Below are 23,252 nucleotides of genomic sequence, written 5' to 3' on the forward strand. Positions count from 1 at the left end.
GAGAAGTCTGTACTCTAAATTTTTGAAATTATTTAACAATTAATTTATATTTATATGAATAATGTAAACATATTGCTAAAATGAATATATATAAGAGAATTTTTTTGTATAATAATAATGAAAATAATATCATAAGGAGGTAATATGGTTGAATTAATGATTATAAGTGGATTAGTATTACTAATCTGCATAACATCTAGTAAGATGTTATACAAATTTGGAGTCCCAATGCTTCTTATATTCATAGTTCTTGGAATGTTGTTTGGTTCTGATGGAATAGTAGGAATATATTTTGATAATTATGATTTAACTAGTAAACTGTGTTCTATTGCACTAGTTTTTATAATGTTCTACGGAGGCTTCGGTACCAACTGGAAAATGGCTAAACCAGTAGCCAATCAATCAATACTCATGTCTACCTTTGGGGTAATAATAACATCGTTACTAACAGGAGTGTTTTGTTATTTTATTCTAAATACAAGTCTTTTAGAAGGACTACTTATAGGTTCAATCGTTGGATCTACAGATGCCGCTTCAGTCTTTACTATTTTAAGATCACAGAAATTAAATTTAAAAAGTGAAATTGCATCATTATTAGAAGTAGAAAGTGGAAGTAATGACCCAATTGCATATATGATGACACTAAGTATTATAATGATAATGTCTAGTGGCTTAAGTTGGAGTATAGTTCCTATGATATTAAAGCAAGTTATATTTGGAATACTCCTTGGAGTTGTTCTTGCTAAAGCTACAGTTTTTATAATAAGAAGGGCTAACTTTGAACTTGAAGGTTTTTATAGTATATTTATTATTGCGATAGCTATTTTAGCCTATGCATTAAGTGAATTTATAGGGGGTAACGGCTACTTAAGTGTATATATTTCGGGAATAATACTTGGTAATAGTAAGATTCCTCATAAAAAGAGTTTGGTTGTTTTCTTTGACGGAATATCATGGATAATGCAAATAATGTTATTCTTTATGTTGGGATTATTATCTTTCCCATCAAGATTACCTGAGGTTATTGGAGTTTCAATCATCATTTCTATATTTATGATTTTTATTGCAAGACCAATAGCTACACATTTTATTCTTAGGGGATTTAAAACTCCTATTAAAGAACAAATACTTATTTCTTGGGTAGGGTTAAGAGGTGCTGCATCAATAGTTTTTGCTATTTTTGCAATTACTTCTGGTGTGCCTATAGAAAATGATATTTTTCATATAATATTTTTCATAGCGCTAATTTCAGTGTCTGTTCAAGGTACTCTTTTACCAAAGGTAGCACAAAAATTAGATCTTGTTGATAATGACACAACAGTTTTAAAAACATTTAATGACTATCAGGAAGATAAATCAACAATGCTTTTAGAATATAATGTGTCTAGAAGTAGTAAGTGGATGAACAAAACAATTATGGATGCAGAAATTCCAGATGATATATTAATAGTAATGATAAAAAGAAATGGCCAAGTTATTGTACCAAAGGGATCTACTGAGATTTTAGAAAATGATATACTTGTTTTAAGTGGCAATAACTTAAATGAGGTTGCTTTAGGAAAATAAATAAGTTTACATCTGTTTTCAAATAAACTATTATGGTAATTGATAATGAAAGATTGGAGAAAAATATGAAAGTAAATATGTTTATCCCTAGGTACATGGTAGGTTTTAAATGTGTTAGCTCTAAGTGTATTGATACTTGTTGTGTTGGATGGGATATAAATATAGATGAAAATACCTATAATAGGTATGAAAATTCAGAAAGTAAGCTTAATAAGTTAGTTAACGGGAAGTATAAAGTAAATAATTATGAACATGATATTTTTAACCATGGATTCATGATTTTAGAAAATGAAAAAAAATGCCCATTTTTAAACTCGAATATGCTTTGTGATATTCACGGTAACATTGGCGAAGAACATTTGTGTATCACCTGTAAGAATTATCCTAGAGTTTATAATATAATTGATGATGTTTATGAAATGAGTGGATTAACATCTTGTTATGAGATTTGTTTAAATTCTCTTTTGAATAAGGAAAAGATGGAATTTATTGAAATTGAAGATGAACTTGATATAGATAATATAGAAATAAGAAGAATAATAGATAGTGAAGCCTTTGAATATAGTGATAATTTGCTTCAATATTTCTGGGATATTAGATTAATTACAATTAATATTATTCAAAATAGAAGTTATTCTATAGAATTCAGATTAAGTATATTAAAGCATTTCTTTAATATACTAGAGGATGCTTTTAAAGAAGAGGACTTTGACGTCATAGAAGATATAATCGAAGATTTTTCTTCAGAGGATTATGACTTTACATCTATAAGGAAAGAAGCTTTTGATGGTGATGAAAAATTTTATTCTATACTATGCAGTGATGAACTATCAAAGAATATAAAGAGTGTTAGATTAAAGCAATGCATTAAGGAATATAAAGCTGGTCTAGATAACTTAGACGTGTTTAATGAACTTAATAGCCAATTAGATTCCTTTGAGTATATATTTGAAAACTATTTGGTTAATAAGGTATTTACAGACTTGATACCATTTAATAAAGGCGAAGACCTATATCTAGGCATTAACTATCTTATTAATATTTATAAAGTAATTAAGGCATACGTAATTGGAATTGCAGTAGGTAATGAAGAAGAAATCACAGAATATGTAATATTAAGAGTGATTCAATCTATCAGTAAGGATATTGAACACAATAAAGTTTATGAAAAAATACTTATTAGGTAAGAAGGGAGCTCGATTAATGATTGGGCTTCTTTCTTTTTATTTAAGTTATTATTTTATTATAAAATAATTTGACTATCAAAATAATTTATGATAATCTAATACCCATAAAAGATAAATTACTTATAAGAGAGGACACAATATGAAAAAGAAAACATGGATAATAGTATTGATAACATGCACAATAGCTAGTATTTTAGGGGGATTATCACTTTACACACCTATGAGCAAAGGAGCTGAAAAAGGTGCCTTTTCAGCAGAGAGGGCTAAAGAACATATAAAAGAAATTGCTAAGGAGCCACATTCAATTTATGATGTAGATGCGTTGGCTAAAGTAAGGAATTATATTTTACAAGAGCTTAATGAATTAGGATTAGACACTGAAGTTTTCACTTATGAAAATGTAGAAGATAGAAATGGAAAAATAGTAGACATAAACAATATTTATACAAAGATTGATGGTAAGAATGGAGAAGATGGAAAATATATTTTATTAGCATCTCACTATGACTCATCACCTAAAAAGAGAGATGGAGAAGCGGAAGGTTCTTTAGGAGCAGCTGATGCAGGCTATGGTATATCTACAATTTTAGAAATACTTAGAGTTATTAAAGAACAAGACAAGCCTCTTGAAAATGGAATAAAGATCTTAATAACAGATGGTGAAGAGATGGGGCTTCTTGGAGCAAAAGAAGAAATGAACAATAATTTCTCATTATATGAAAATGTAGAATATGTTGTAAATATAGAAGCTAGAGGAATTAAAGGCCCAGCATTAATGTTTGAGACAAGCTCAAATAATAAAAAAGTAATAGACCTATATAAAAAAGCGAATTTACCTATATCATATTCCTTAGCAGCAGATGTATATAGTAAAATGCCAAATGGTTCAGACTTTAGTGAATTTAAAAAAATGGGATTACAAGGTATAAACTTTGCAGTTTTAAATAGCTTAGATTATTATCATACACCAAAAGATAACTATGAGAATGTAAGTGATACAAGTCTTCAGCATTATGGAGAACAAATCCTTCCTGTAGTAGAAGAATTCGTATATAATGCTGATTATGGTGAAGAAGGATATCTAGATTCTAATGAGGATGCTATATTCTTTACTTTATTACCTAATGTATTTATAAATTATTCAACAACTATAGCATTTGGATTAATGATTTTAATTATAGTAGCTACATTCTTAGTTATTAGAAAATTTAATATATCTATTAGAAGCACTTTAAAATATACAGGAATATGGCTTTTAATAGGAATTATATCACTTGTTGGTGGAGTTGTAGTTTCATATATAATTTCATTAATAACAGGAATGCCATTTAAGATAACATATATGCCAAAAGTGCCTGGTGATGATATTATTTTGGGTACTTTCTTGATACTACTTACTATACTAACTACTATCTTTATAGGTAAGATTTCTAGAAGTAGTGAAAATAAAGAGGGGATAATAATAGGATCTATAGGATTTAATATTATATTCCTAGTGGTTACAATGTTTACTTTAAAGGGAGCTAGTTATTTATTCCTTTGGCCAGCAGTAATTTCATTAATTATATTTGGTTTATTAAAGAAAGGTATAAACAAACTTATAGCAGTGATTCCAGCAGCTCTTAGTATAATAATGTTTGTACCTGTTATATGGAATATATATATTGCATTAACAATAGGTGCTTTAGGAGTGGTATTACTACTTGCTATAATTTCTCTAACTACAATTATAGCATTTATAAATTATATAAAATAGAAACTTAATAGGTATGTATAAATTAGTTTAATTCTTTCATACCTATTAATTATTTAAGTTAAATGTTTTGAATAATTAAGTTATTGCTAATTATTTATTATGTTTATTTGACTTTGGTTTACCTTTTTCTCCTTTAATATGTAGTTTTGAGTGTTCAATATCCATTTCAACAACTTTTGTAAATTTAGACATTTTAAGATCCTCCTTATTTCTTAATCACAATTAATTTAACCAATACTTTAGAATATACAACCTATTTTATCTGCCTTTAGTGGCACATAATTACTTTAATATTTGACTAAACTATTGCTATAAAAGTATGTTAGGAGTAGTTATATGAAGATATTTCAAAGTAACCAATGTGATAAATTAAAATCTTGCCTTCTTTGTTATCCTGTTAATTTTAAAATAACTAAGAAAAATAGTCCTTTTTATAATAAAATTAATAACGAACTTATGTTTAGTCAGTACAATAACTTCGTAAATTCATTAAGTAATAACGGAGTAAAAGTTAGTTTTATAGATATAAATAAAAATTTATATCATCAAGTATTCACTCAAGATGTAGGATTTGTAGTTAATGATATTTTATTCCTGTGTAATATGAAGCTTGATGAAAGAAAAAGTGAAATAATATATCTAAAAAAATATATTAAAGATCATAATTTAAAATATTATTGTTTGGAAAACACAATTGAGGGTGGAGATGTAATTCATTATGACGGAGTACTTTTTGTTGGTATAAGTACAAGAACAACTATAGATGCTTGCAGGGAATTAGAAAAAGTATTAAATAAGATGAATATAGATATGAAGGTAATACCTATTTATTTTGATAATAGTAAAATACATTTAGATTGTGTATTTAATACATTGGATAAAGGAAGTGGAGTTGTATCTCCATATGTTTTTGATAGAAAAGTTATTGAAGAATATATACCTAATTTAATAGAAATAAGCAAAGATGATGCAGATGATTTAGGAACTAACTATGTATATTTAGGAGATAAAAAGTTATTAAGTAGTAATAAAAATGTTTCTGAGATTCTTGTGAAAGAAGGATATGAGGTAAGCTATATAGATTACTCAGAAATTATAAAAGGAGATGGAAGTTTAGGTTGTTCCGTTCTCTATCTATTGAGAGAATGAATAAATAGTTGCATGTATCATTATACATGCTTTTAATTTTGAATAAATATTATGAGATAAAAGGACTTTTAATTTTAATGTAGAAATTTATAATTGAGAATACATTAAAGAATATAAAGAGGTAATGACATGAAAGTAGAATTAACATTAATTAATGGAGAAGAAATTAAATTTACAACAAATGAATCAATGGATAGTGGCAGCTATTACATTATAAAAAATGAAACTATGTCAACATTAATGGCTTATTTACAGTCTAAAGAGCCAGATTATTTAAAAATTAAAACAGATAAATGTAGTATTATAATTTATACTGATAAAGTTATGAAAGTACTTATTTACGATTAATCTTATTATTTCCTTTAATTTACTATCACTTTTTCATATATATGAGTACTATAAAATAAGATTATTTTTGTGGAGTAGAATAATGAGTTATTACGTAAAGTCTAAGGATGGTACAAAGCTTTATGTTGAGGATATTAACCAAAACAGCAATAAAACAATAGTGTTTTTACATGGATGGCCTGGAAGTCATGAGCTTTTTGAATATCAGTATGATTATTTTATTAAAGAAGGATATCGGTGTATTGGAATTGATCAAAGAGGCTTTGGCAAGTCTGATAAACCATCAAAGGGCTATGACTATAATACATTAGCAGATGATGTAAAAGAAGTAGTTGAAAAGCTATGCCTAAAAGATATTTGTTTGGTTGGACATTCTACAGGTGGTGCAATTGCTATTAGATATATGGCAAGACATAAAGGATTTAGTGTATCTAAACTAGTTCTTTGTGCAGCAGCGGCACCTAGCTTAATAAGAAGAAAAGATTTCCCTTATGGGATAAAAAAAGATGTTGTTGATAATATAATTAACGGGACATACACAGATAGACCTAAGATGTTAGATGACTTTGGTAAAATATTTTTCTATAGGAAAATAAGTATTCCCTTTGCCACTTGGTTCTTGAACCTTGGTTTAGAAGCAGCAGGATGGGCAACAGCAGAGATTGCTCAAACGTGGATAGATGAATGTTTATTTGAAGATTTTAAGTATATTCATATTCCTACATTGATTCTACAAGGAGTTCATGATCAAGTTGTTTTACCAGAGTTGAGTGAACAGCAAAGCAAACTCATAAAAAACTCTAAGCTAATTAAATTTAGAAAGAGTGGCCATGGACTATTTTATGATGAAAAGGATAGATTTAATAAGGAACTTAAAACATTTATAGATAGTTAGTTTAAAAAGATATGCAATTTCTTTATTGCGTATCTTTTTTTATCGTTGAAAATTATGTTATTATAATTATAGTTTTATTTATACGGGGTGTTAATATGTTAAAGCTTATGGATGTAGCAAAAGAATTAAAATTTAATTTGAAAATAGTTGTTTCTATTAAGGGATTTGATAAATACAACGCTTTTTTTAATATTTATGGTGAAGATGATGAGCCTTGTAGGAGGTTAGTTATACTAACAAATGATGAGAATATTGAAGAGGTTTATGATGAAAATCCAGGTGAGGCTATAGTTCCAGGTATGATTGTTGATGATAATATTTGGATTAAAGAATATCCTTTAACTACAAATCCAAATAAGATAAATTTAGAAGATTTAGAAATTTCAGAAGAAATTTATCAAAAAATAATTACTTTATAAATAATTTAGGTTGAGAAATTGCAACGCAATTTCTCTTTGTTTTTATATAGAAGAATGAAACTTTTTTAGTAGAATTTATGACTAAGATAATAAATTAGAAAAAGGAGAGGAATTATGGGTAAAAAAGTTAAATTGAAAATTAAGCATTTATTGTTTATCCCCTTATTTCTATTTATTATATTTCCAAATGTTTTATATTTTTCAGCAAAGGTTTTATTTGATGGAAATGAATATATTGGGGACACCCCTTATAGAGCATATGCATATGGGTTATTAAAACTTTACGATTCATGGCCAAAGGTAAATTCCTTCAAAAATAGTGCGAGTTATATGATGGGAAAATGTGTGTATAGTAATATTCCCATAAAGTATTCAATTGGCTATAACTCGGGTTATGATGATGGTAAATATCCAAAGCTTGCTATAACAGGAAATAAGATTTGTGAAGAATATATAAGCTTGTCCTATGATGATTATAAAGAATCAGTTGAACACTTTGAAAATGTTACTAAAAGTGGTAAAAGTAACGCAATTCTTGGTAAGTCTATTATAAACTTAACTAATTTATATCTAGATGGTAATGAGAAGGAAATGGCGTGTAACCTTTATGCTAATTATATTAATTCAAATAATGATGATGTAAAACTAGCAGCTAGGATTTCAGAGATATCTTATTTGTCTAGAATTGGCAATAAAGAAGAAGCTTTAAGTAAGGCAGAAAAGCTATATAAAGAAAATAACAGTATAGATATAGAAACGTTATACTTAGATATGCTTCTACTAAATGGTGAATTAGATGAGGGATATAAAATCACCAGTGATAGAGGGCAAGTAGCTTTTAATCAAGAGGTATTTACGTTTGATAATAAAATGATAAAGGAATATTATGATGAATTAGACTCTATCAATTCTAGAGAGTTATTTGAAGATAGCTTTTATATGGACAATAAGCTTATGAGTGGGAAGTCTATTATAAAGGGGAGGGTTACAGCAGGAGAAAAGTCTATTCCATACCAGAAGGTTAAGCTATATCATTTTAAAAAAGAAAGTTTTTCTTATGGGAATTATCTTGTAACCTATACGGATGAAAATGGAAACTATTCATTTAATAATTTAAAAGAAGATAGTTATGTAGTAAAAGTTGAATTGCCAGATTATTTAAGAGATGAATGGATATTAAATTATGCTACTTATGATCTTAATAATGAGTTTATTGATATAAATAATGATGAAAGTATTATTAAAAATATAGAGTTGGTTAAAAAAGTAAAATTGTTAAATGAGGAAAACGATATTATGACTGGGGAAAATTATTTGCTAAAGTGGACTCCAGTAGAAGGTGCAATGAGTTATGATGTAAATATATATATACCATCAGGAAGATTAAATGAGAATGAAGGGGTTCAATGTTATATGGCAACATATTCAGACATAACCAATACAGAATATAAATTACCTTTAGTAGATGGAAGTTTAATGTCGTCGATTTATTTATATGATTCCTACTATGATAAGACTTTTCATAGTTTCCGTGATGAGCCAGTAAATATTTTAGGTCCAATTGATGGTAGAGATATTTATGTTCAAATTGTACCAAAAGATAAATTAAAAAATGCAATGCAAGGATATAGATGTGGAAGGTTGAATATAAATAATGTATTTACTTTAAAATCAACTAAGAAAAGCTTAAATAATGGAGATGAATTAATTATTGAAGGCAAAGTAAGTGAAGGTATAGAATGGTTTAAAGAGAGAATAGCTGAAGAGGGATATAAAAAAGAATATATATATCCAATACTAAAGTATTATATTTTGAAATCTAATTCTACAGAAAAGGATAAAATTGATTATTTATACTATTTAGAAGAGTTATATAAATTAAACTATGATAAATCAGAAATGAAAATGTATAAATGGATGTATGAATATTTTCAGCATGGATTGGGCTATCATATTAATCCATTATTCTAGTATTAAGGGGAACATTTATGGGGGATTTTGAAAAGATTTATGAAGATTATATAAATAAAATATATAAGCTTTGTCTTTATAAAGCTGGAAATAAGGAAGAGGCAGAGGATTTAACTCAAGAGATTTTTATAAAAATATATAAGAATTTAAAAACATTTGAAGGCAACTCTTCCTTATATACCTGGATTTATACAATTGCTGTAAGAACATGTATAGATCATAGGAATAAAAAGGGTAAAAATAAAGAAACTATAGAGCTTGATTATTCTCTATGTGTAGATAGTAACATCGAAGATGATTATATACAAAAGGATAGAACCTTATTAATATCAAGTTGTATTGGAACTTTGAATGAAAAATACAGAATGGTACTGTACTTATTCTATTATGAGGATATGAAAATTAAAGATATTAGTAATGTACTTAAAAGGAATGAAAGTACCATAAAAACATGGCTTAGTAGAGGAAAAGAAAAGCTTAGAAGTGAGCTTAGGAAGGAGGGGGTAAACTATGAATAATTTTGATAATGATATGAAGGAATTTTTTAACAAAAAAATGAGTGGACTACTTCCTTCAGAAGAGTTAAAGAATAAAATTATGTATGATATTAAAGAAGAAGAAAAGAAAAAATCTATTTTAGATAAAATAAGAAATTTCATAAACAGAGAAATAGAAATTCCAGTAGTTGCAGTAGCTGCCTTTTCAATTTTAATATGTGTACTTCCAGTAGCTTTTTCTGTATACTACAAGGAGAAAATAGCACCTAAAGAGGAGATAGCACCAAAAGTACAAGAATATAGTATAGAAAGGGAGGGTAATAATGAAAAATAAGATTTATATAGTAGACGCCTTTACAAATGAAGTGTTTAAAGGTAATCCAGCAGGAGTTTGTCCGTTAGAAGCTTGGCCTAGTGATTTAATATTACAAAATATTGCAATGGAAAATAATCTGTCTGAAACTGCATTCTTTGTTAAAGAAGAAAATGGATATAGATTAAGATGGTTTACTCCAGAATATGAAATTGAACTTTGTGGACATGGAACTTTAGCAGCTGCATATGTAATTTTCAATTATTATGAAAAAGATATAAATGAAATACTTTTTAATACTTTAAGTGGAGAGTTAAAGGTAAATAGAGATGAAAATAAAATTATTATGGATTTTCCGCTTTTAGAAGGAAAAAGAAAGGAAATTGATGACAGAGTATTTGAAGCACTAGGAGTTATTCCAATAGATGCTTATGAAGCTAGAGATTTAATGCTAGTATTAAGAGATGAAGAAGATGTTTTATATTTACAACCTAATATGGATATACTAAAGTCGCTAGGATACGATGGAATAATGGTTACTGCTAAAGGTAGGGATTGTGATTTTGTATCTAGATTTTTTGTGCCTAATAGTGTAATAAATGAAGACTCTGTTACAGGTTCTGCTCATTGTACATTAGCTCCATATTGGGCTAAAAGATTAAATAAAACTGATTTGGTTGCTAAACAGCTTTCTAAAAGGGGAGGTACCTTATACTGTATACTAAAGGATAATAGAGTAAATATATCTGGAGAAGCAAAGATATATTTAGAAGGAATAATTGAAATTTAGATAAAAGAGATGGTTGGATGTATTTTCATTATCTGTTATAATTCTCTTAAATGACGACAGAAGGGTGGCAATACATATGAAATATGAATTACTATTATTTGATGCAGATGAAACATTATTTGATTTTAAAATGGCAGAAAAGCAAGCTTTTTTAAAGGCTTTAAAGGATTATAAGTTAGAGTTAGATGAAGAGGAAAGTTTAAAGCTTTATTCTCAAATAAACAAACATATATGGGAAGAGTTTGAAAGGGGAGAAATAACAGCAGATAGATTACGTGTAGAAAGATTTGAGAGATTTTCAAAGAAAGTGGAAGTAGATTTTGATGCTGTAGGCTTTAGTAAAGCATATGCTAAGTTTCTTGGGGAAGGAGCATACCTTTTTGAAGATTCAGTTGAAGTAATAGATTATTTAAGTAAAAAATACAAACTAGCTTTAGTAACTAATGGACTTAAGGATGTTCAAAAAAGTAGAATTAGTAAGACTCCATTAAAGGATTATTTCCAAGAGCTTATAATATCTGATGAGATAAAGATATCAAAACCAGATCCAAGAATATTTGATTACACCTTAGATAAGCTTGGATATAAGGATAAATCTAGGGTGCTTATGATTGGTGATAGCTTAACTTCAGATATGCAAGGTGGAGTAAATGCAGGTATTGATACATGTTGGTATAATCCAAACCACTTAGAAAATAAGTCTGGTTTAAACTTAACATATGAAATACATTCACTAAAAGAATTAAAAGAAATTTTATAAAAGATATTAGGGGGCAGTATGATTACCTATAGGTTAGGAAAAAAGGGCGATGAGAAAGAGGTTTTAAAGGTTATTGGAGATGCTTTGTCTAAGTATGGATTAGGCCTTGAACCTGATGGGGCAGACTTTGATGTAAGTGATATAGAAAAATATTACTTAAATAATTCAGGCTGGTTTGAAGTAGTATTAGATGATAATAAAATTATAGGTTCTGTTGGCGTATACCATATAAGTGATGATGAGTGTGAACTAAGAAAAATGTATTTACTTGAAGATTATCAAGGAAAAGGTATAGGAAAAAAACTAATGGATGATGCTTTAAAGATGGGAAGGAAGTTAGGTTATAAAGTTATGACTCTACAAACAAACTCACTTTTAAATAAGGCTATTCCGCTTTATGAAAAATCAGGTTTTAAATATAATTCCAGTGAAGTATGCTCAAGATGTGATGTTTCAATGGAAAAAAGGTTGTATTAGTTAACTAGTACAACCTTTATTTTTCTTTAAAGATTTTTACAAATATATAGGAAATAAATTCAAGTATTAAATAAATAACCATATACACATATAGGCTTTTATTAAAATATAAAAGGAAAGTGATATAAATAAAAAATGCCGAAATAATTATTGCTAAATATATGTTATATGAGTTTAATGTTACAAAAACTCCTTGTAGTACTGATACAATAGGATATAGTCCTATTAAAAGAAGTATTGAAATGCCACCAAAAGTATGATATTCCAGTATTAAATATAAAATACTTGATAAGAGTAATATGAAAATTCCAGGAATAAAGTATACTCCCAATTTAATTCTATTCATAAAATCACCTATAAAAATAATTCAAAGTTAGTTTACTCATGAAAAATTGAAAATATACCATTGTATAATTGCCTAGTAAGTGGTATTTTATCTTTAGATAAGAAAAGAAGGATGATTACAATGAATTTCGTAGCAATAGATTTTGAAACAGCAAATGAAAGTAGAAATAGTGCTTGTGCAATTGGAATTACAAAGGTAAAAGGAAATAAAATTGTAAGTACAGAATACCACTTAATAAAACCTCCAGAGATGAGATTTAATGCTCACAATATATGGATTCATGGTATATACCCACAGGATGTAGAAAATGAAATGACATTTGGGGAGTTGTGGCCTAAAATTAAACATTATTTTGATGAAGAATTAGTTGTAGCTCATAATGCTGCCTTTGATTTAAGTGTACTTAGAAGTTTGCTTAATTATTATGGATTTGAATATCCTAATTTACATTATATATGTACTGTTTTACTATCCAAAAATAAGATAAAGGATGTAAGAAATCATAAATTAAATACACTTGCAGAATATGTTGGTCATAAATTTGAACATCATCACGCAGGAGAGGATGCAACAGCTTGTGCTAAAATACTAATCCATATAAGTGAAAATTATGGAATCAAGGATTTACTTTCATTACATATTAATGGAGGCTTAAATATTGGTTCTGTTTATGATAGAGGGTATGAGCCATGTACATCCCTTATAAAACATAAGAATAATGATACAAAGAAAGAAGCTTTAAGCCTATCTCTAAATGAGAATACAGAGTACTTTTTGGATAAAACTGTAGTATTTACTGGTCCACTAGATTCTATGAGAAGAAATGAAGCCTTTAAGATAGTGATGAAATTAGGAGGCATTATAGGAACTAGTGTAACTAAAAAGACAGATGTTTTAATTACAGGCATAAAGGGTAGAGAGTACTTGGATGATATGTATAAATCTACAAAGCTAAAGAAGGCAGAATCTTTAATAAATAATGGTCAAAATATAGATATATTAACTGAAGAGGAATTTTTATCAATAGCAACTAAGGAAGGTATTACTCATTAGGTAATATATTACAAATAGCACCATTCATCAACTATGGATTACCATTCATTTTCCATGTTATCTTATACATGACCTCTAAAAAAACAAAAGGAGTGATTAGATGGGAAGAAAAAGAATAATAACCCTATTAGTTACAGGGATGATTTGTACAAGCATTCTTACTGGATGTTCTGTATCAAAGAAGGAAACCAGCGATAATTCCAATGAGGTAGAAATGACGTCTGTTCCTCAAGAAATAAAAGAGGAGAATAAAGAAGTAGTTGATGAACCTAGTGTTAATAGTGATAGTAATGGAAACAAGGTCCAAGTAAACGCTAACAATACAAAAGTTGAAGATAAATCTGCTGTAAAAGATACAAATGAAACAACTAAGACTATTACAAAAGATACAACTAAAAAACCTTCTACAAATGTGACTAAGCCTTCAACAAATAAAACAGAAACAAATACTAAGGTTGAAGCTCCAGTACAAAATAATGGAGATTATTTAGCAAGGGTAGAGGATGAGATTTTCAACGCTACAAATGCAGAGAGACAAAAACAAGGATTACCAGCATTAAAAAGAAATTCAACAGCTAACAGTTATGCTAGAAGTAAATCTTTAGAGATGCTAGATTTAAATTATTTTGATCATAAATCACCCAAGAATGGATATATTCAAGATATTGCCAAGAGAGATGGGTGGAACTATTCAAGAATTGGTGAAAACATATATACTATGACTGGTGGACAAGCTTCTAGTATAAGTGGGGCTTCTATAACAAATAGTTGGATGAACTCAGAAGGGCATAGGAAGAATATTTTAAATAGTGGGTATACTGATATAGGAATAGGTGTTACTTTTAGAAACGGAAAGTTATATGCAACACAAATATTCTATACACCACTTAAATAGTATAAAAATATGATAAGGGTTACATCTTAATTGTTAGATGTAACCCTTTATTTCTATTTAGAAGGAGCAGAAGCAGCTTGGTTGTTTGCTGAAACAATTTGTTCTATCCAAGATGGTCCTGTTGGGTTTGGATGTTTATCTTCAGGAAGATATTGTTCTGCTACTCTCAATAAAGTTAAGAAGTCATACCTATAAGATATAGTTCCATCGCCCCAATGCTCAGATAAGATATCAAAAGCTCGCTTAACATCAGATTTCATATCATTCCATTCAGAATCTGACGGTGTACCATTACCATAGAACTTTCTAAACTCATCAAAATAATTTTCCATTTCGCTCCAAGTTATTTTTGCATCATAAATATTTGAAGTTTCCTTATCCATTTCTTTTATAACATTACTTATATTCTCAATGTGATTTGCAAATCCTGATAATTGGAACTCTGCATTTATGTCATTAGTATTGATAGCTTGTTCTCTATGAGTTGTAAATAAATTTCTTTGTAATAACCCATAAACACCTCTATTATAAGCATTATCAACTAAGACAAATTCAGCCCAAGGATCTTTTGCATCCTTAATAAATTCATCAAACTTATTATTAGGAATAGCATATAAGAATTCGCGTGTCATTGTTAAGCTAATATATGAAGTCATAGCTGCATGAACATAAGATGGATCATCAATATCTCCAGTTTTTAATGTTACATAATCTTCATGTTCTGCAGTTGATGGTAAATAATCAGGGTATTGTTTCTTTACTTCATTAAAATTACCTTTTTCTTGTTGGAAAGGTCCATCTGGATGTTTCTTTTGAATTGGCCATGACCATTGTTTACCGTCTACAGTAACAATATTTTCATTATAACCAGATTCTATTGGAGCAAGGCCACAAGTAAAGTTTTCCTTAATTGAAAGGCCAATCATAAAGTTTGGATTTAAGCCAAATAATTCTGTTCCTGTAGCAATGCCCATTGCTAAATATTCTGAAGGAATCCATATTTTTAATCCATTAACACCATTTATTGGAACAGGCATTGAATTAGGTAACCCTAATTGAATTTGAGTTGGATGAGCTGGATTTGTATACATAAGTTTATTACCTGTGTTACCTTTAACAGTTGTACTATAGTATTCAGCTTCATTTTCTATAAGATCTTTTATATTTAAGTCTGGTTTATTTTTACTCCATGAAGAAGGCAATCCTTGATATTTTGGATAAGTTATATTTCCTCTAAATATATTTGGAGTAAAGGCACTTGGAGCTTTTGAATCTTTTTTATTACCTTGAACAACAAATACTCTAGTTGTTTTAGAGCCTAATAATCTTTCATCTTGCTTTAGATTAATAGTTACCTTTCCATTCTCTTGAGTATAAGAAGCACAATTAGATACAGATGTTATTTCGTTATCTGTTTCAAATGATAGTCCCCAAGCAGAGAAATCTCTACCATTCCACATATATGATGGATTTGGATTTGCAATAAATACAGCCCATTCAAATGTATTTTCGTCTTCATTTAAAACTGTATATCCAACAGCAGGTAAACCTGAAGCTGATTCTGGCAAAGGAACCTCTATAGGTTTTTCATTCTTAGTAACAACATGTGTTACAGACTCTCTAGCTTGAGTGACACCAGCTGAATTAACAAGCTCTGCTGTATAAACATAAGTTTTATTTGGCTTGTCAGTAAAGGTATATTGAGCAGTTTGAGCTGCTGGAGTATTGTTTATTAATGGAACTTCAGCAATTAGAACACCATTTTCGTAAAGCCTCCAAATATCACCATTCACTCCATACCACATATTCATTGTTATAGTATAGTTTGGTGATCCGTCCCAATCGTTTTTTGAAATTTGAAATACTCCAGGTGCCTCAGTATCATTTGAAGAAATTAGAGTATTAAGTGTTGTGTAAGTATATTTATTATTTTTTAATTTGTCATTTGTAAGTGCATTTACAGGAATTGCTTGGCTTGTAAGAATGATAGCAGATAATGCAACTGCTATTTTTTTTCTGTTTTTAGGGTTATACCCATCCATTTTTTATACCTCCTTTTATAACTTCATAGCAAATATATTCTCGAAAATACCAATTATTCAAATCTTATTAAGGAAATTTTAAATAGCTGAATTTTGAATGATTGTAGCTATAACCGCTGAATAATTAAATGACTTATATAAGAAAATGTGTAACTATAGTGAGATAGGATTATAATTAAAAGGAGGATTTATTAATTTTTAATAGAATAAAGCTATAATTTTACATCTTAACTATAAAGAAGTGAATATTTATTTTAAAGTGACTTGTTTTTTATATCTAGAACAAGCAAAATAAATATCCACTCCTCTTTTTAGGTCCTAAAATTAAATCTAGTTGATTTAAAAGGATAAACTAGTTATATTATAAGATGTAAAGGAGGGCTTTAAGGATGAAGAAAGTAATTGTAATTGGAGCTGGCCCAGCTGGAATGATGGCAGCTATGACTGCTGGTAAAGAAAATGAAGTAATTTTATTAGATGGAAATAATAGATTGGGGAAAAAATTATATATAACAGGAAAAGGGCGTTGTAATGTAACAAACGCAAAGGATATTTCAGAGTTTTTTGATTTTATTCCTGGTAATCCTCAATTTTTATATAGTGCACTTTATACATACACAAATGAAGATACAATGAAGTTCTTTGAAGAAGAAGGTATAAAGTTAAAGGTTGAAAGAGGGGGAAGAGTATTCCCTCAGTCAGATAAATCTTCAGATATTATAAAGGGATTATCAAATGGATTAAAAAAGGCTAATGTGAAAATTCTTCTTGAAAATAAGGTTACAGATATAATAATGAATGAAAAGAAGGTTAAAGCTGTTGTAGTTAATGGAAAACAAAAGATAGAAGGAGATTATTTTATTATAGCAACAGGAGGAGCCTCTTATCCTGCTACTGGTTCTAGAGGAGAAGGGCAAGTATTTGCTGAGAAGATGGGACATAAAATTGTAGATTTAAAACCTTCCTTAGTTCCTATGGACATAGAGGAGGATTGGGTAAAAGAACTTATGGGTCTTTCATTAAGAAATGTTAATGTGAAAATTAAAAGGGATAAAAAAACTGTATATGAAAACCAAGGAGAAATGCTATTTACGAACTTTGGTGTAACAGGACCATTAATATTAAGTGGAAGTAGATTTATTAGAGGAAATCATAAATATACTCTAACTATTGATTTAAAGCCTGCTTTAGATGAAGTAGCTCTTGATAAAAGGCTACAAAAGGACTTCCAAGGTGCCTTAAATAAGGCTTTTAAAAATTCTTTAGATGCATTATTACCTCAAAAAATAATTCCAATAATTATAAAGCTTTCTGAAATTGATGAAAATAAAAAGGTAAATGAAATTACTAAGGTTGAAAGAAGAACTTTAGTTACCCTTTTAAAGAATTTGACTATGACAATATCAGGTTTAAGACCAATAGATCAAGCAATAGTAACATCAGGTGGAGTAAGTGTTAAGGAAATAGACCCATCTACTATGAAGTCTAAGATAATTGAAAATGTATCATTTGCAGGTGAAGTAATAGATGTGGATGCTTTTACAGGTGGATATAATGTACAAATAGCATTAGCTACTGGCTTTTTAGCAGGTTCAAATATTTAACTTGTCTGAAAAGGTAAAAATATATATAATCTATAATATAAGTGTTTAATTATGAAAGGCGGAAATTACTGTGAGAATATCAGTTGCAATAGATGGACCAGCAGGAGCAGGTAAGAGCACAATAGCTAAATTAGTAGCTAAGAAATTTGATTTAATGTATATAAATACAGGAGCCATGTATAGAGCAGTTGCTTTAAAGTCTAATGAAAATAGATTAACTCCTGATAAGGTTGATGATATATGTGCATTAATAGAAGGTATGGAAATGGAGTTTGTTAATGATGATTTAGTGCTAAATGGTGTTAATATCCAAAATGAAATAACTGTACCTGAAATTAGTGGAATCGTTTCAGATTATGCTTCTGTTCCAGAAGTTAGAGTAAAACTTGTAGAACTTCAAAGAGAAATGTCTAAAAGGTTTAATGTAATAATGGATGGAAGAGACATAGGAACAGTAGTTTTAAAAGATGCACCTTTTAAATTCTTCTTAACTGCAACTCCAGAGGAGAGAGCAAATAGAAGATTTAAAGAACTTAAAGAAAGAAATATAGAATGCGAATATGAAGTGATTTTAAAAGATATAATAGAAAGAGATTATAAGGATTCTCATAGAGAAGTTGATCCACTTAGAAAAGCTGATGACGCTATTGAAGTAGATACAACTGGACTTAACATAAAAGAGGTTACAGAAAAGATTAATTCTGTAATTAGTAATAATATTAAGTAAATGAGAAACATATACTTAGGAGTATAGGAAATGAGAGAGATAAAAGTTGCAAAGAGTGCAGGATTCTGCTTTGGAGTAAAAAGAGCGGTTGATGAATCCTTAAAAATACAAAAAGAATTCAATAAAAAAATATATACTTTAGGCCCACTAATACATAATAATGATGTGGTTCAGTATCTTGAAAATAATAATATCTTTTCAGTGAACTTAGAAGATATTGATAAGTTAGATGAAGGCGATGTGGTAGTAATAAGATCTCACGGAGTATCTAAGGATGTTATTAAAAAACTAGAAGATAGGGGACTTATTGTAAAGAATGCTACTTGTCCTTATGTAACAAACATTCATAAGAAGGTGGAAAAGTATTCAAATAAAGGATATAACATTGTTATATTAGGTGATGAAAAACACCCCGAAGTTATAGGTATAAATGGATGGTGCGATAATAAGGCATTAATTACTAAGGATGGTACTTTACCAGAAAATGTGCCTAGTAAGGTTTGTGCAGTTTCTCAAACAACAGAAAAAGAAGAGAATTGGAAGAAAACTTTAAATAATTTATCTTCAAATACAAAAGAAGTACTTGCATTCAATACAATTTGTAATGCTACAGAAGTAAATCAAAAGAACGCTGATGAATTATCTAAAACAGTTGATGCTATGATTGTAATTGGAGGAAAAAATAGTTCTAATACAACAAAGCTTTATCAAATCGCTAAGAGAAATTGTGAAAATACTATACATATAGAAAATTCTTCTGAATTACCAGTAGAATATATAAATAATAAAAACTTTAAAACAATAGGGATTACCGCTGGTGCATCAACACCAGATTGGATAATTAGGGAGGTTATTAATATTATGCAAGATGAACTAAACAAAATGGATGATCAATTACAATTAATGAATGAACTTGACAGAAGATTCAAAATTGGTGATGAAGTTGAAGGAGAAATTCTTTCAAAAACAAGAGATGAAATATTAGTTTCTCTTGTAGGATATAAGTCAGATGGAGTTATTCCATTTAAGGAATTGACTTGTCTTCAAGATCCTTCAAATTTTGCAGAAGAACTAAAAGTTGGAGACAGCATTAAGGCTAAGGTAATTAAACTTAAGAATGAGGATAATTACGTTGTTCTTTCAAGATTAGAATTTGAAAAGAAAGAAGCCATGGAAAAACTAGAAAAGTTATATAATGAAGAAGCAATTTTCGAAGTTAAAATAGACACTGTAATGGAAAAAGGATTAGTAGCTCATTTAAATGGAGTTAGAATATTTATCCCAGCTTCACAAATTGATATTAAGTTTGTAAAGAACAAAGAAGAGTTAAAGGGGCAAACTTTAGAGGTTAAGTTAATAGAATTCTCTAAAGAAAATCCTTCTAAAATAGTAGCTTCAAGAAGAGTTATATTAGAAAAAGACAAGGCTGAAAAGGAAGAAAAAGCTTGGTCAACATTACATCTTGGAGATGTAGTAGAAGCAGAAATAAAGAGATTTACAAACTTTGGTGCTTTTGCTGAAATTAATGGAATAGACGGTCTTATTCACCTTTCTGAAATTTCATGGAACCATGTAAGAAAGCCTGAAGATGTATTAACTAAAGACTCTAAGGTTATGGTTAAGATTATAGATCTTGATAAAGAAACTAACAAGCTATCATTAAGTATAAAACAATTAACTGAAGAACCATGGGCAAAGGTTAATGAAAAATATCCAGAAGGAACTGTTGTTTTAGGTAAGGTAGTTAGATTAAATGACTTTGGTGCTTTTGTTGAATTAGAGCCTGGTGTTGACGGATTAGTTCATATATCTAAAATAAGCCATGATAGAGTTGAACATCCTTCACAAGTGCTAAAGGTTGGGGAAGAAGTTAAAGCTATGATCTTAGCTGTTGATGCTGAAAAGAAAAGAATTAGCTTAAGTATTAAAGACGTTTAAATTTAGGTAATAAATTAAAAGAACTCCCATATTATATTAGGGAGTTCTTTTCACTATGTTTTATGAGGTATTGTGTTTATGATGGTAATTGAGAAATTAAGTAGTAAAAACACAGAGGAGTTTAAGAAATTATTATATGAGGCTAGAAATAAAACCCCATACAGATTGAATTTTTATAAATATTATGACAATCAATCCTTTATAGTAAAATATTTTGTGAAAAAGTATGTAAAGCTTATAAAATATAAGAACGAATATATTGGATATATGTGGACAGATGTTTCAACATCTAAATCAACAAAAATATCTGACATGTATTTAAAGGAAGAGTATATACATTTTTTTAACGAAAAGGTTCTTTTAATATTTAAAAGTAGCTTAGTAATATATGAAGGTTATGAAGATGCATATACAAGATATTTAATTAATACTATGAAAATGAATAAAATTAGGGTTACTAACCTTATGAAGCTTAATATTAAAGACTTTAACCCTAAAAGAAGGGTAACTAATGCAACATTTAGTCTATGTGAAGCAGGAAAAGATGATGAACTTAGATGTAAGCTGCAAAATGAAATTTTCAATGAAGATAATAGAACCCCTCTTACAGTAGATGATATAAAGTATGATATAAAACAAGAATACTATTTAAAGGACTTATGTGTTTTTATAAAGGTTAAAAATAAAATAATTGGATATGGACAAATAATTTATAATAGAGATATAAATCTCATTGTTAACTTTGGGATAGTTAATGGATATAGAAATGAAGGTTATGGTAAAGATCTATTAATTAAGCTTCTAGATATGGCAAAAGGATCAAATATGAAAGATATTTATATAAGGGTAGATCATAATAACTTTCATGCGAAAAAATTATATAGTAGTGTTGGATTTGAAGATATAGGTGACTTTTGCTCATGGCTTTGGGCAAAGGATCTTATTTAATTTACTGAAGAAAAGGTGTTTCTATGAAACTAGAAAATAAGTTTACTTTGTTAATTATATTTTTAATTAGTGGAACTATATTAATTATATCTTTCTTTTCTTATGAAATGATAAAGGGAAGAATTGAAGAAGATATTGGAGCAAGGCTCCTAGATACAGGTAGGGTTGTTTCATCAGTACCATTAGTACAAGAAACCTTAGCAAATAAGGAAATAAGTACAATGAAGGTTCAAAATTTCATTGAAAACTTAAGATTAAAAACAAAAGTTTTATTTATTGTAGTTATGGATATGGATGGTATAAGATATTCACACCCTATCCCTGCAAATATAGGAGTTAAATTTGGACAGAACGACAAGTATAGGGTACTTGAATATGGTGAATCTTATGTGTCAAAGGAAACAGGAAGCCTAGGTCCTTCTATACGATCATTTGTCCCTGTCTATTATGAAGGGGAACAAGTAGGGGCAGTATCTGTTGGTATTTTAGCAGGTGATATGCTATACGAAATGAAAAAGTATACGAATAAAATATTGCCTATGCTTTTCATTACTTTAATGATATCTATTTTAGGAGCTAGAATATTAGCAAGAAATATAAAAAAATCTATATTTGGTCTTGAACCAAATCAAATAGCACTACTTCTTTTTGAAAGAGAGTCAATAATTAATAATGTTCATGATGGACTTATTGCTATAAATATAACTGGCGATGTTCGATTGATGAATACAAGGGCACAGGAAATCCTAAAAATCAATTCTAGGACTCACGTCCCTAGTGTTATTCTAGACAACCTAATGGAAACTATGTATAGAAGGTCTAGAGTTTTTAACAAAGAGATTAGAATTGATGATAACATTATTATGGCTAATTTCTATACCATTTTTGGTGATGCAGGAAATGTAGAAGGTGGAATAGCCAGTATTCAAGATATGACTATCGTAACAAATATGGCAGAAGAACTAACTGGGGTTAAGGAGCTATTTTGGAACTTAAGAGCTCAAAATCATGAATTCATGAATAAATTACATACAATAGCAGGACTTATTCAATTAGAGGAAAATGATAAGGCTATTGAATACATATTTAATACCACTTCAAAGAGAGGGTTAATTACTGATTCATTAAGAAATATTAAAGAAGTTTCTATTCAAGGGCTTATTTTTGCAAAATATAATAGAGCAGATGAAGCAAAGATTAAATTTGAAGTGGATGAAAAAAGTAACTTTAAGGAAATACCTAGGGGGCTTTCATTGAATGAACTACTCATTATTATAGGTAACTTAATACAAAATTCAATTGAGGAAGTCTCTAAACGAGATGAAGGATATATTTTTGTTGGTATATATCAAGACAAAAATATAAAAATTATTGTGAAGAATAATGGATCAATGATTGATGAATACGGAAAAGAAAAGTTATTTACTAGAGGATATTCTACAAAGGGAGACTTCAGGGGTATGGGGCTTTATAATATAAAAGAGATTATAGAAGGAAATGGTGGCACTATAAATTTAATTTCTGATGAAAATGAAACCATATGGGATATAGTGATTTAATGGAGGATTTAC

At 28.8% G+C, this 23,252-nt stretch carries 21 protein-coding genes; 20 read left to right on the forward strand and 1 reads right to left on the reverse strand.

Going from position 1 to position 23,252, the window contains the following annotated elements:
* Positions 1–144 precede the first annotated feature (144 nt).
* The 15 genes from G594_RS0106415 to G594_RS19575 all read left to right on the forward strand — a co-directional run bounded on the left by G594_RS0106415 (position 145) and on the right by G594_RS19575 (position 14,422).
* On the forward strand, positions 145–1,566 hold the full coding sequence (locus tag G594_RS0106415; protein ID WP_027097829.1) for a potassium/proton antiporter: 1,422 nt from the start codon (positions 145–147) through the stop codon (positions 1,564–1,566).
* A 65-nt stretch (positions 1,567–1,631) separates the two neighbouring features.
* Positions 1,632–2,753, forward strand: a complete 1,122-nt coding sequence (gene fliB, locus G594_RS0106420) for a flagellin lysine-N-methylase (RefSeq protein WP_027097830.1) — start codon at positions 1,632–1,634, stop codon at positions 2,751–2,753.
* 139 nt (positions 2,754–2,892) lie between these two features.
* A complete protein-coding gene (locus G594_RS19570) occupies positions 2,893–4,509 on the forward strand; it encodes a M28 family peptidase (RefSeq protein ID WP_051195921.1) in 1,617 nt (538 codons plus the stop codon).
* Positions 4,510–4,845: 336 nt separating this feature from the next.
* Complete coding sequence (locus tag G594_RS0106435; RefSeq protein ID WP_027097831.1) at positions 4,846–5,658, forward strand: dimethylarginine dimethylaminohydrolase family protein; 813 nt, start codon at positions 4,846–4,848, stop codon at positions 5,656–5,658.
* Positions 5,659–5,787: 129 nt separating this feature from the next.
* Entirely contained in the window at positions 5,788–6,006 is a 219-nt protein-coding gene (locus G594_RS0106440) for a hypothetical protein (RefSeq protein WP_027097832.1), read from the forward strand.
* Positions 6,007–6,088: 82 nt separating this feature from the next.
* Positions 6,089–6,901 carry an alpha/beta fold hydrolase gene (locus G594_RS0106445; RefSeq protein ID WP_027097833.1) on the forward strand — a complete coding sequence of 271 codons (813 nt, stop codon included), beginning with the start codon at positions 6,089–6,091 and terminating at the stop codon, positions 6,899–6,901.
* A gap of 95 nt (positions 6,902–6,996) precedes the next feature.
* A complete protein-coding gene (locus G594_RS0106450) occupies positions 6,997–7,320 on the forward strand; it encodes a hypothetical protein (RefSeq protein ID WP_034865956.1) in 324 nt (107 codons plus the stop codon).
* Positions 7,321–7,434: 114 nt separating this feature from the next.
* Positions 7,435–9,291, forward strand: coding sequence for a hypothetical protein (locus tag G594_RS0106455; RefSeq protein ID WP_027097835.1), 1,857 nt, complete (start codon positions 7,435–7,437; stop codon positions 9,289–9,291).
* Positions 9,292–9,308: 17 nt separating this feature from the next.
* Entirely contained in the window at positions 9,309–9,809 is a 501-nt protein-coding gene (locus G594_RS0106460) for an RNA polymerase sigma factor (protein ID WP_034865958.1), read from the forward strand.
* Positions 9,802–10,122, forward strand: coding sequence for a hypothetical protein (locus G594_RS0106465; RefSeq protein WP_027097837.1), 321 nt, complete (start codon positions 9,802–9,804; stop codon positions 10,120–10,122). The genes G594_RS0106460 and G594_RS0106465 overlap by 8 nt, the downstream gene beginning before the upstream one ends.
* Entirely contained in the window at positions 10,112–10,891 is a 780-nt protein-coding gene (locus G594_RS0106470) for a PhzF family phenazine biosynthesis protein (protein ID WP_027097838.1), read from the forward strand. Before G594_RS0106465 ends, G594_RS0106470 begins: the two co-directional genes overlap by 11 nt.
* 76 nt (positions 10,892–10,967) lie before the next feature.
* On the forward strand, positions 10,968–11,651 hold the full coding sequence (locus G594_RS0106475) for a YjjG family noncanonical pyrimidine nucleotidase (protein WP_027097839.1): 684 nt from the start codon (positions 10,968–10,970) through the stop codon (positions 11,649–11,651).
* An 18-nt stretch (positions 11,652–11,669) separates the two neighbouring features.
* Positions 11,670–12,128: a GNAT family N-acetyltransferase gene (locus tag G594_RS0106480; protein WP_027097840.1), complete on the forward strand. Its 459-nt coding sequence runs from the start codon at positions 11,670–11,672 to the stop codon at positions 12,126–12,128.
* A 466-nt stretch (positions 12,129–12,594) separates the two neighbouring features.
* Positions 12,595–13,527, forward strand: coding sequence for an exonuclease domain-containing protein (locus G594_RS0106490; protein WP_027097842.1), 933 nt, complete (start codon positions 12,595–12,597; stop codon positions 13,525–13,527).
* 100 nt (positions 13,528–13,627) lie between these two features.
* Complete coding sequence (locus tag G594_RS19575; RefSeq protein ID WP_051195922.1) at positions 13,628–14,422, forward strand: CAP domain-containing protein; 795 nt, start codon at positions 13,628–13,630, stop codon at positions 14,420–14,422.
* A gap of 53 nt (positions 14,423–14,475) precedes the next feature.
* Here the strand turns inward: G594_RS19575 and G594_RS0106500 are convergent, their stop codons facing one another.
* Positions 14,476–16,464 (reverse strand): chitinase, encoded by a 1,989-nt coding sequence (locus G594_RS0106500; RefSeq protein WP_034865960.1) that lies wholly within the window; start codon positions 16,462–16,464, stop codon positions 14,476–14,478.
* Between the two features lie 389 nt (positions 16,465–16,853).
* Here G594_RS0106500 and G594_RS0106505 point away from each other — a divergent pair, with 389 nt between their 5' ends.
* The 5 genes from G594_RS0106505 (at position 16,854) to G594_RS0106525 (ending at position 23,240) form a co-directional block, all read left to right on the forward strand.
* The gene (locus G594_RS0106505; RefSeq protein ID WP_027097844.1) at positions 16,854–18,068 is read left to right on the forward strand and encodes a BaiN/RdsA family NAD(P)/FAD-dependent oxidoreductase; all 1,215 of its coding nucleotides are present in this window, start codon (positions 16,854–16,856) and stop codon (positions 18,066–18,068) included.
* A gap of 70 nt (positions 18,069–18,138) precedes the next feature.
* Positions 18,139–18,795: a (d)CMP kinase gene (cmk, locus tag G594_RS0106510; protein WP_027097845.1), complete on the forward strand. Its 657-nt coding sequence runs from the start codon at positions 18,139–18,141 to the stop codon at positions 18,793–18,795.
* 30 nt (positions 18,796–18,825) lie between these two features.
* Positions 18,826–20,733, forward strand: coding sequence for a bifunctional 4-hydroxy-3-methylbut-2-enyl diphosphate reductase/30S ribosomal protein S1 (locus G594_RS0106515; RefSeq protein WP_027097846.1), 1,908 nt, complete (start codon positions 18,826–18,828; stop codon positions 20,731–20,733).
* A 78-nt stretch (positions 20,734–20,811) separates the two neighbouring features.
* Entirely contained in the window at positions 20,812–21,681 is an 870-nt protein-coding gene (locus G594_RS0106520; protein WP_027097847.1) for a GNAT family N-acetyltransferase, read from the forward strand.
* Positions 21,682–21,704: 23 nt separating this feature from the next.
* On the forward strand, positions 21,705–23,240 hold the full coding sequence (locus G594_RS0106525; protein ID WP_027097848.1) for a Spo0B domain-containing protein: 1,536 nt from the start codon (positions 21,705–21,707) through the stop codon (positions 23,238–23,240).
* Positions 23,241–23,252: the final 12 nt, after the last annotated feature.

The organism is Clostridium paraputrificum AGR2156 (assembly GCF_000424025.1).
GTDB lineage: Bacteria > Bacillota > Clostridia > Clostridiales > Clostridiaceae > Clostridium > Clostridium paraputrificum.

Bases quoted from the DNA above. Each gene is read 5' to 3' on its own strand.
- G594_RS19575 (WP_051195922.1), top strand. From the start codon at position 13,628: ATGGGAAGAAAAAGAATAATAACCCTATTAGTTACAGGGATGATTTGT.
- G594_RS0106440 (WP_027097832.1), top strand. From the start codon at position 5,788: ATGAAAGTAGAATTAACATTAATTAATGGAGAAGAAATTAAATTTACA.
- G594_RS0106505 (WP_027097844.1), top strand. From the start codon at position 16,854: ATGAAGAAAGTAATTGTAATTGGAGCTGGCCCAGCTGGAATGATGGCA.
- G594_RS0106450 (WP_034865956.1), top strand. From the start codon at position 6,997: ATGTTAAAGCTTATGGATGTAGCAAAAGAATTAAAATTTAATTTGAAA.
- G594_RS0106455 (WP_027097835.1), top strand. From the start codon at position 7,435: ATGGGTAAAAAAGTTAAATTGAAAATTAAGCATTTATTGTTTATCCCC.
- fliB (WP_027097830.1), top strand. From the start codon at position 1,632: ATGAAAGTAAATATGTTTATCCCTAGGTACATGGTAGGTTTTAAATGT.
- G594_RS0106445 (WP_027097833.1), top strand. From the start codon at position 6,089: ATGAGTTATTACGTAAAGTCTAAGGATGGTACAAAGCTTTATGTTGAG.
- G594_RS0106435 (WP_027097831.1), top strand. From the start codon at position 4,846: ATGAAGATATTTCAAAGTAACCAATGTGATAAATTAAAATCTTGCCTT.
- G594_RS0106460 (WP_034865958.1), top strand. From the start codon at position 9,309: ATGGGGGATTTTGAAAAGATTTATGAAGATTATATAAATAAAATATAT.
- G594_RS0106475 (WP_027097839.1), top strand. From the start codon at position 10,968: ATGAAATATGAATTACTATTATTTGATGCAGATGAAACATTATTTGAT.
- G594_RS0106500 (WP_034865960.1), bottom strand. From the start codon at position 16,464: ATGGATGGGTATAACCCTAAAAACAGAAAAAAAATAGCAGTTGCATTA.
- G594_RS0106415 (WP_027097829.1), top strand. From the start codon at position 145: ATGGTTGAATTAATGATTATAAGTGGATTAGTATTACTAATCTGCATA.
- G594_RS0106525 (WP_027097848.1), top strand. From the start codon at position 21,705: ATGAAACTAGAAAATAAGTTTACTTTGTTAATTATATTTTTAATTAGT.
- G594_RS0106480 (WP_027097840.1), top strand. From the start codon at position 11,670: ATGATTACCTATAGGTTAGGAAAAAAGGGCGATGAGAAAGAGGTTTTA.
- G594_RS19570 (WP_051195921.1), top strand. From the start codon at position 2,893: ATGAAAAAGAAAACATGGATAATAGTATTGATAACATGCACAATAGCT.
- G594_RS0106490 (WP_027097842.1), top strand. From the start codon at position 12,595: ATGAATTTCGTAGCAATAGATTTTGAAACAGCAAATGAAAGTAGAAAT.
- G594_RS0106465 (WP_027097837.1), top strand. From the start codon at position 9,802: ATGAATAATTTTGATAATGATATGAAGGAATTTTTTAACAAAAAAATG.
- G594_RS0106520 (WP_027097847.1), top strand. From the start codon at position 20,812: ATGATGGTAATTGAGAAATTAAGTAGTAAAAACACAGAGGAGTTTAAG.
- G594_RS0106515 (WP_027097846.1), top strand. From the start codon at position 18,826: ATGAGAGAGATAAAAGTTGCAAAGAGTGCAGGATTCTGCTTTGGAGTA.
- G594_RS0106470 (WP_027097838.1), top strand. From the start codon at position 10,112: ATGAAAAATAAGATTTATATAGTAGACGCCTTTACAAATGAAGTGTTT.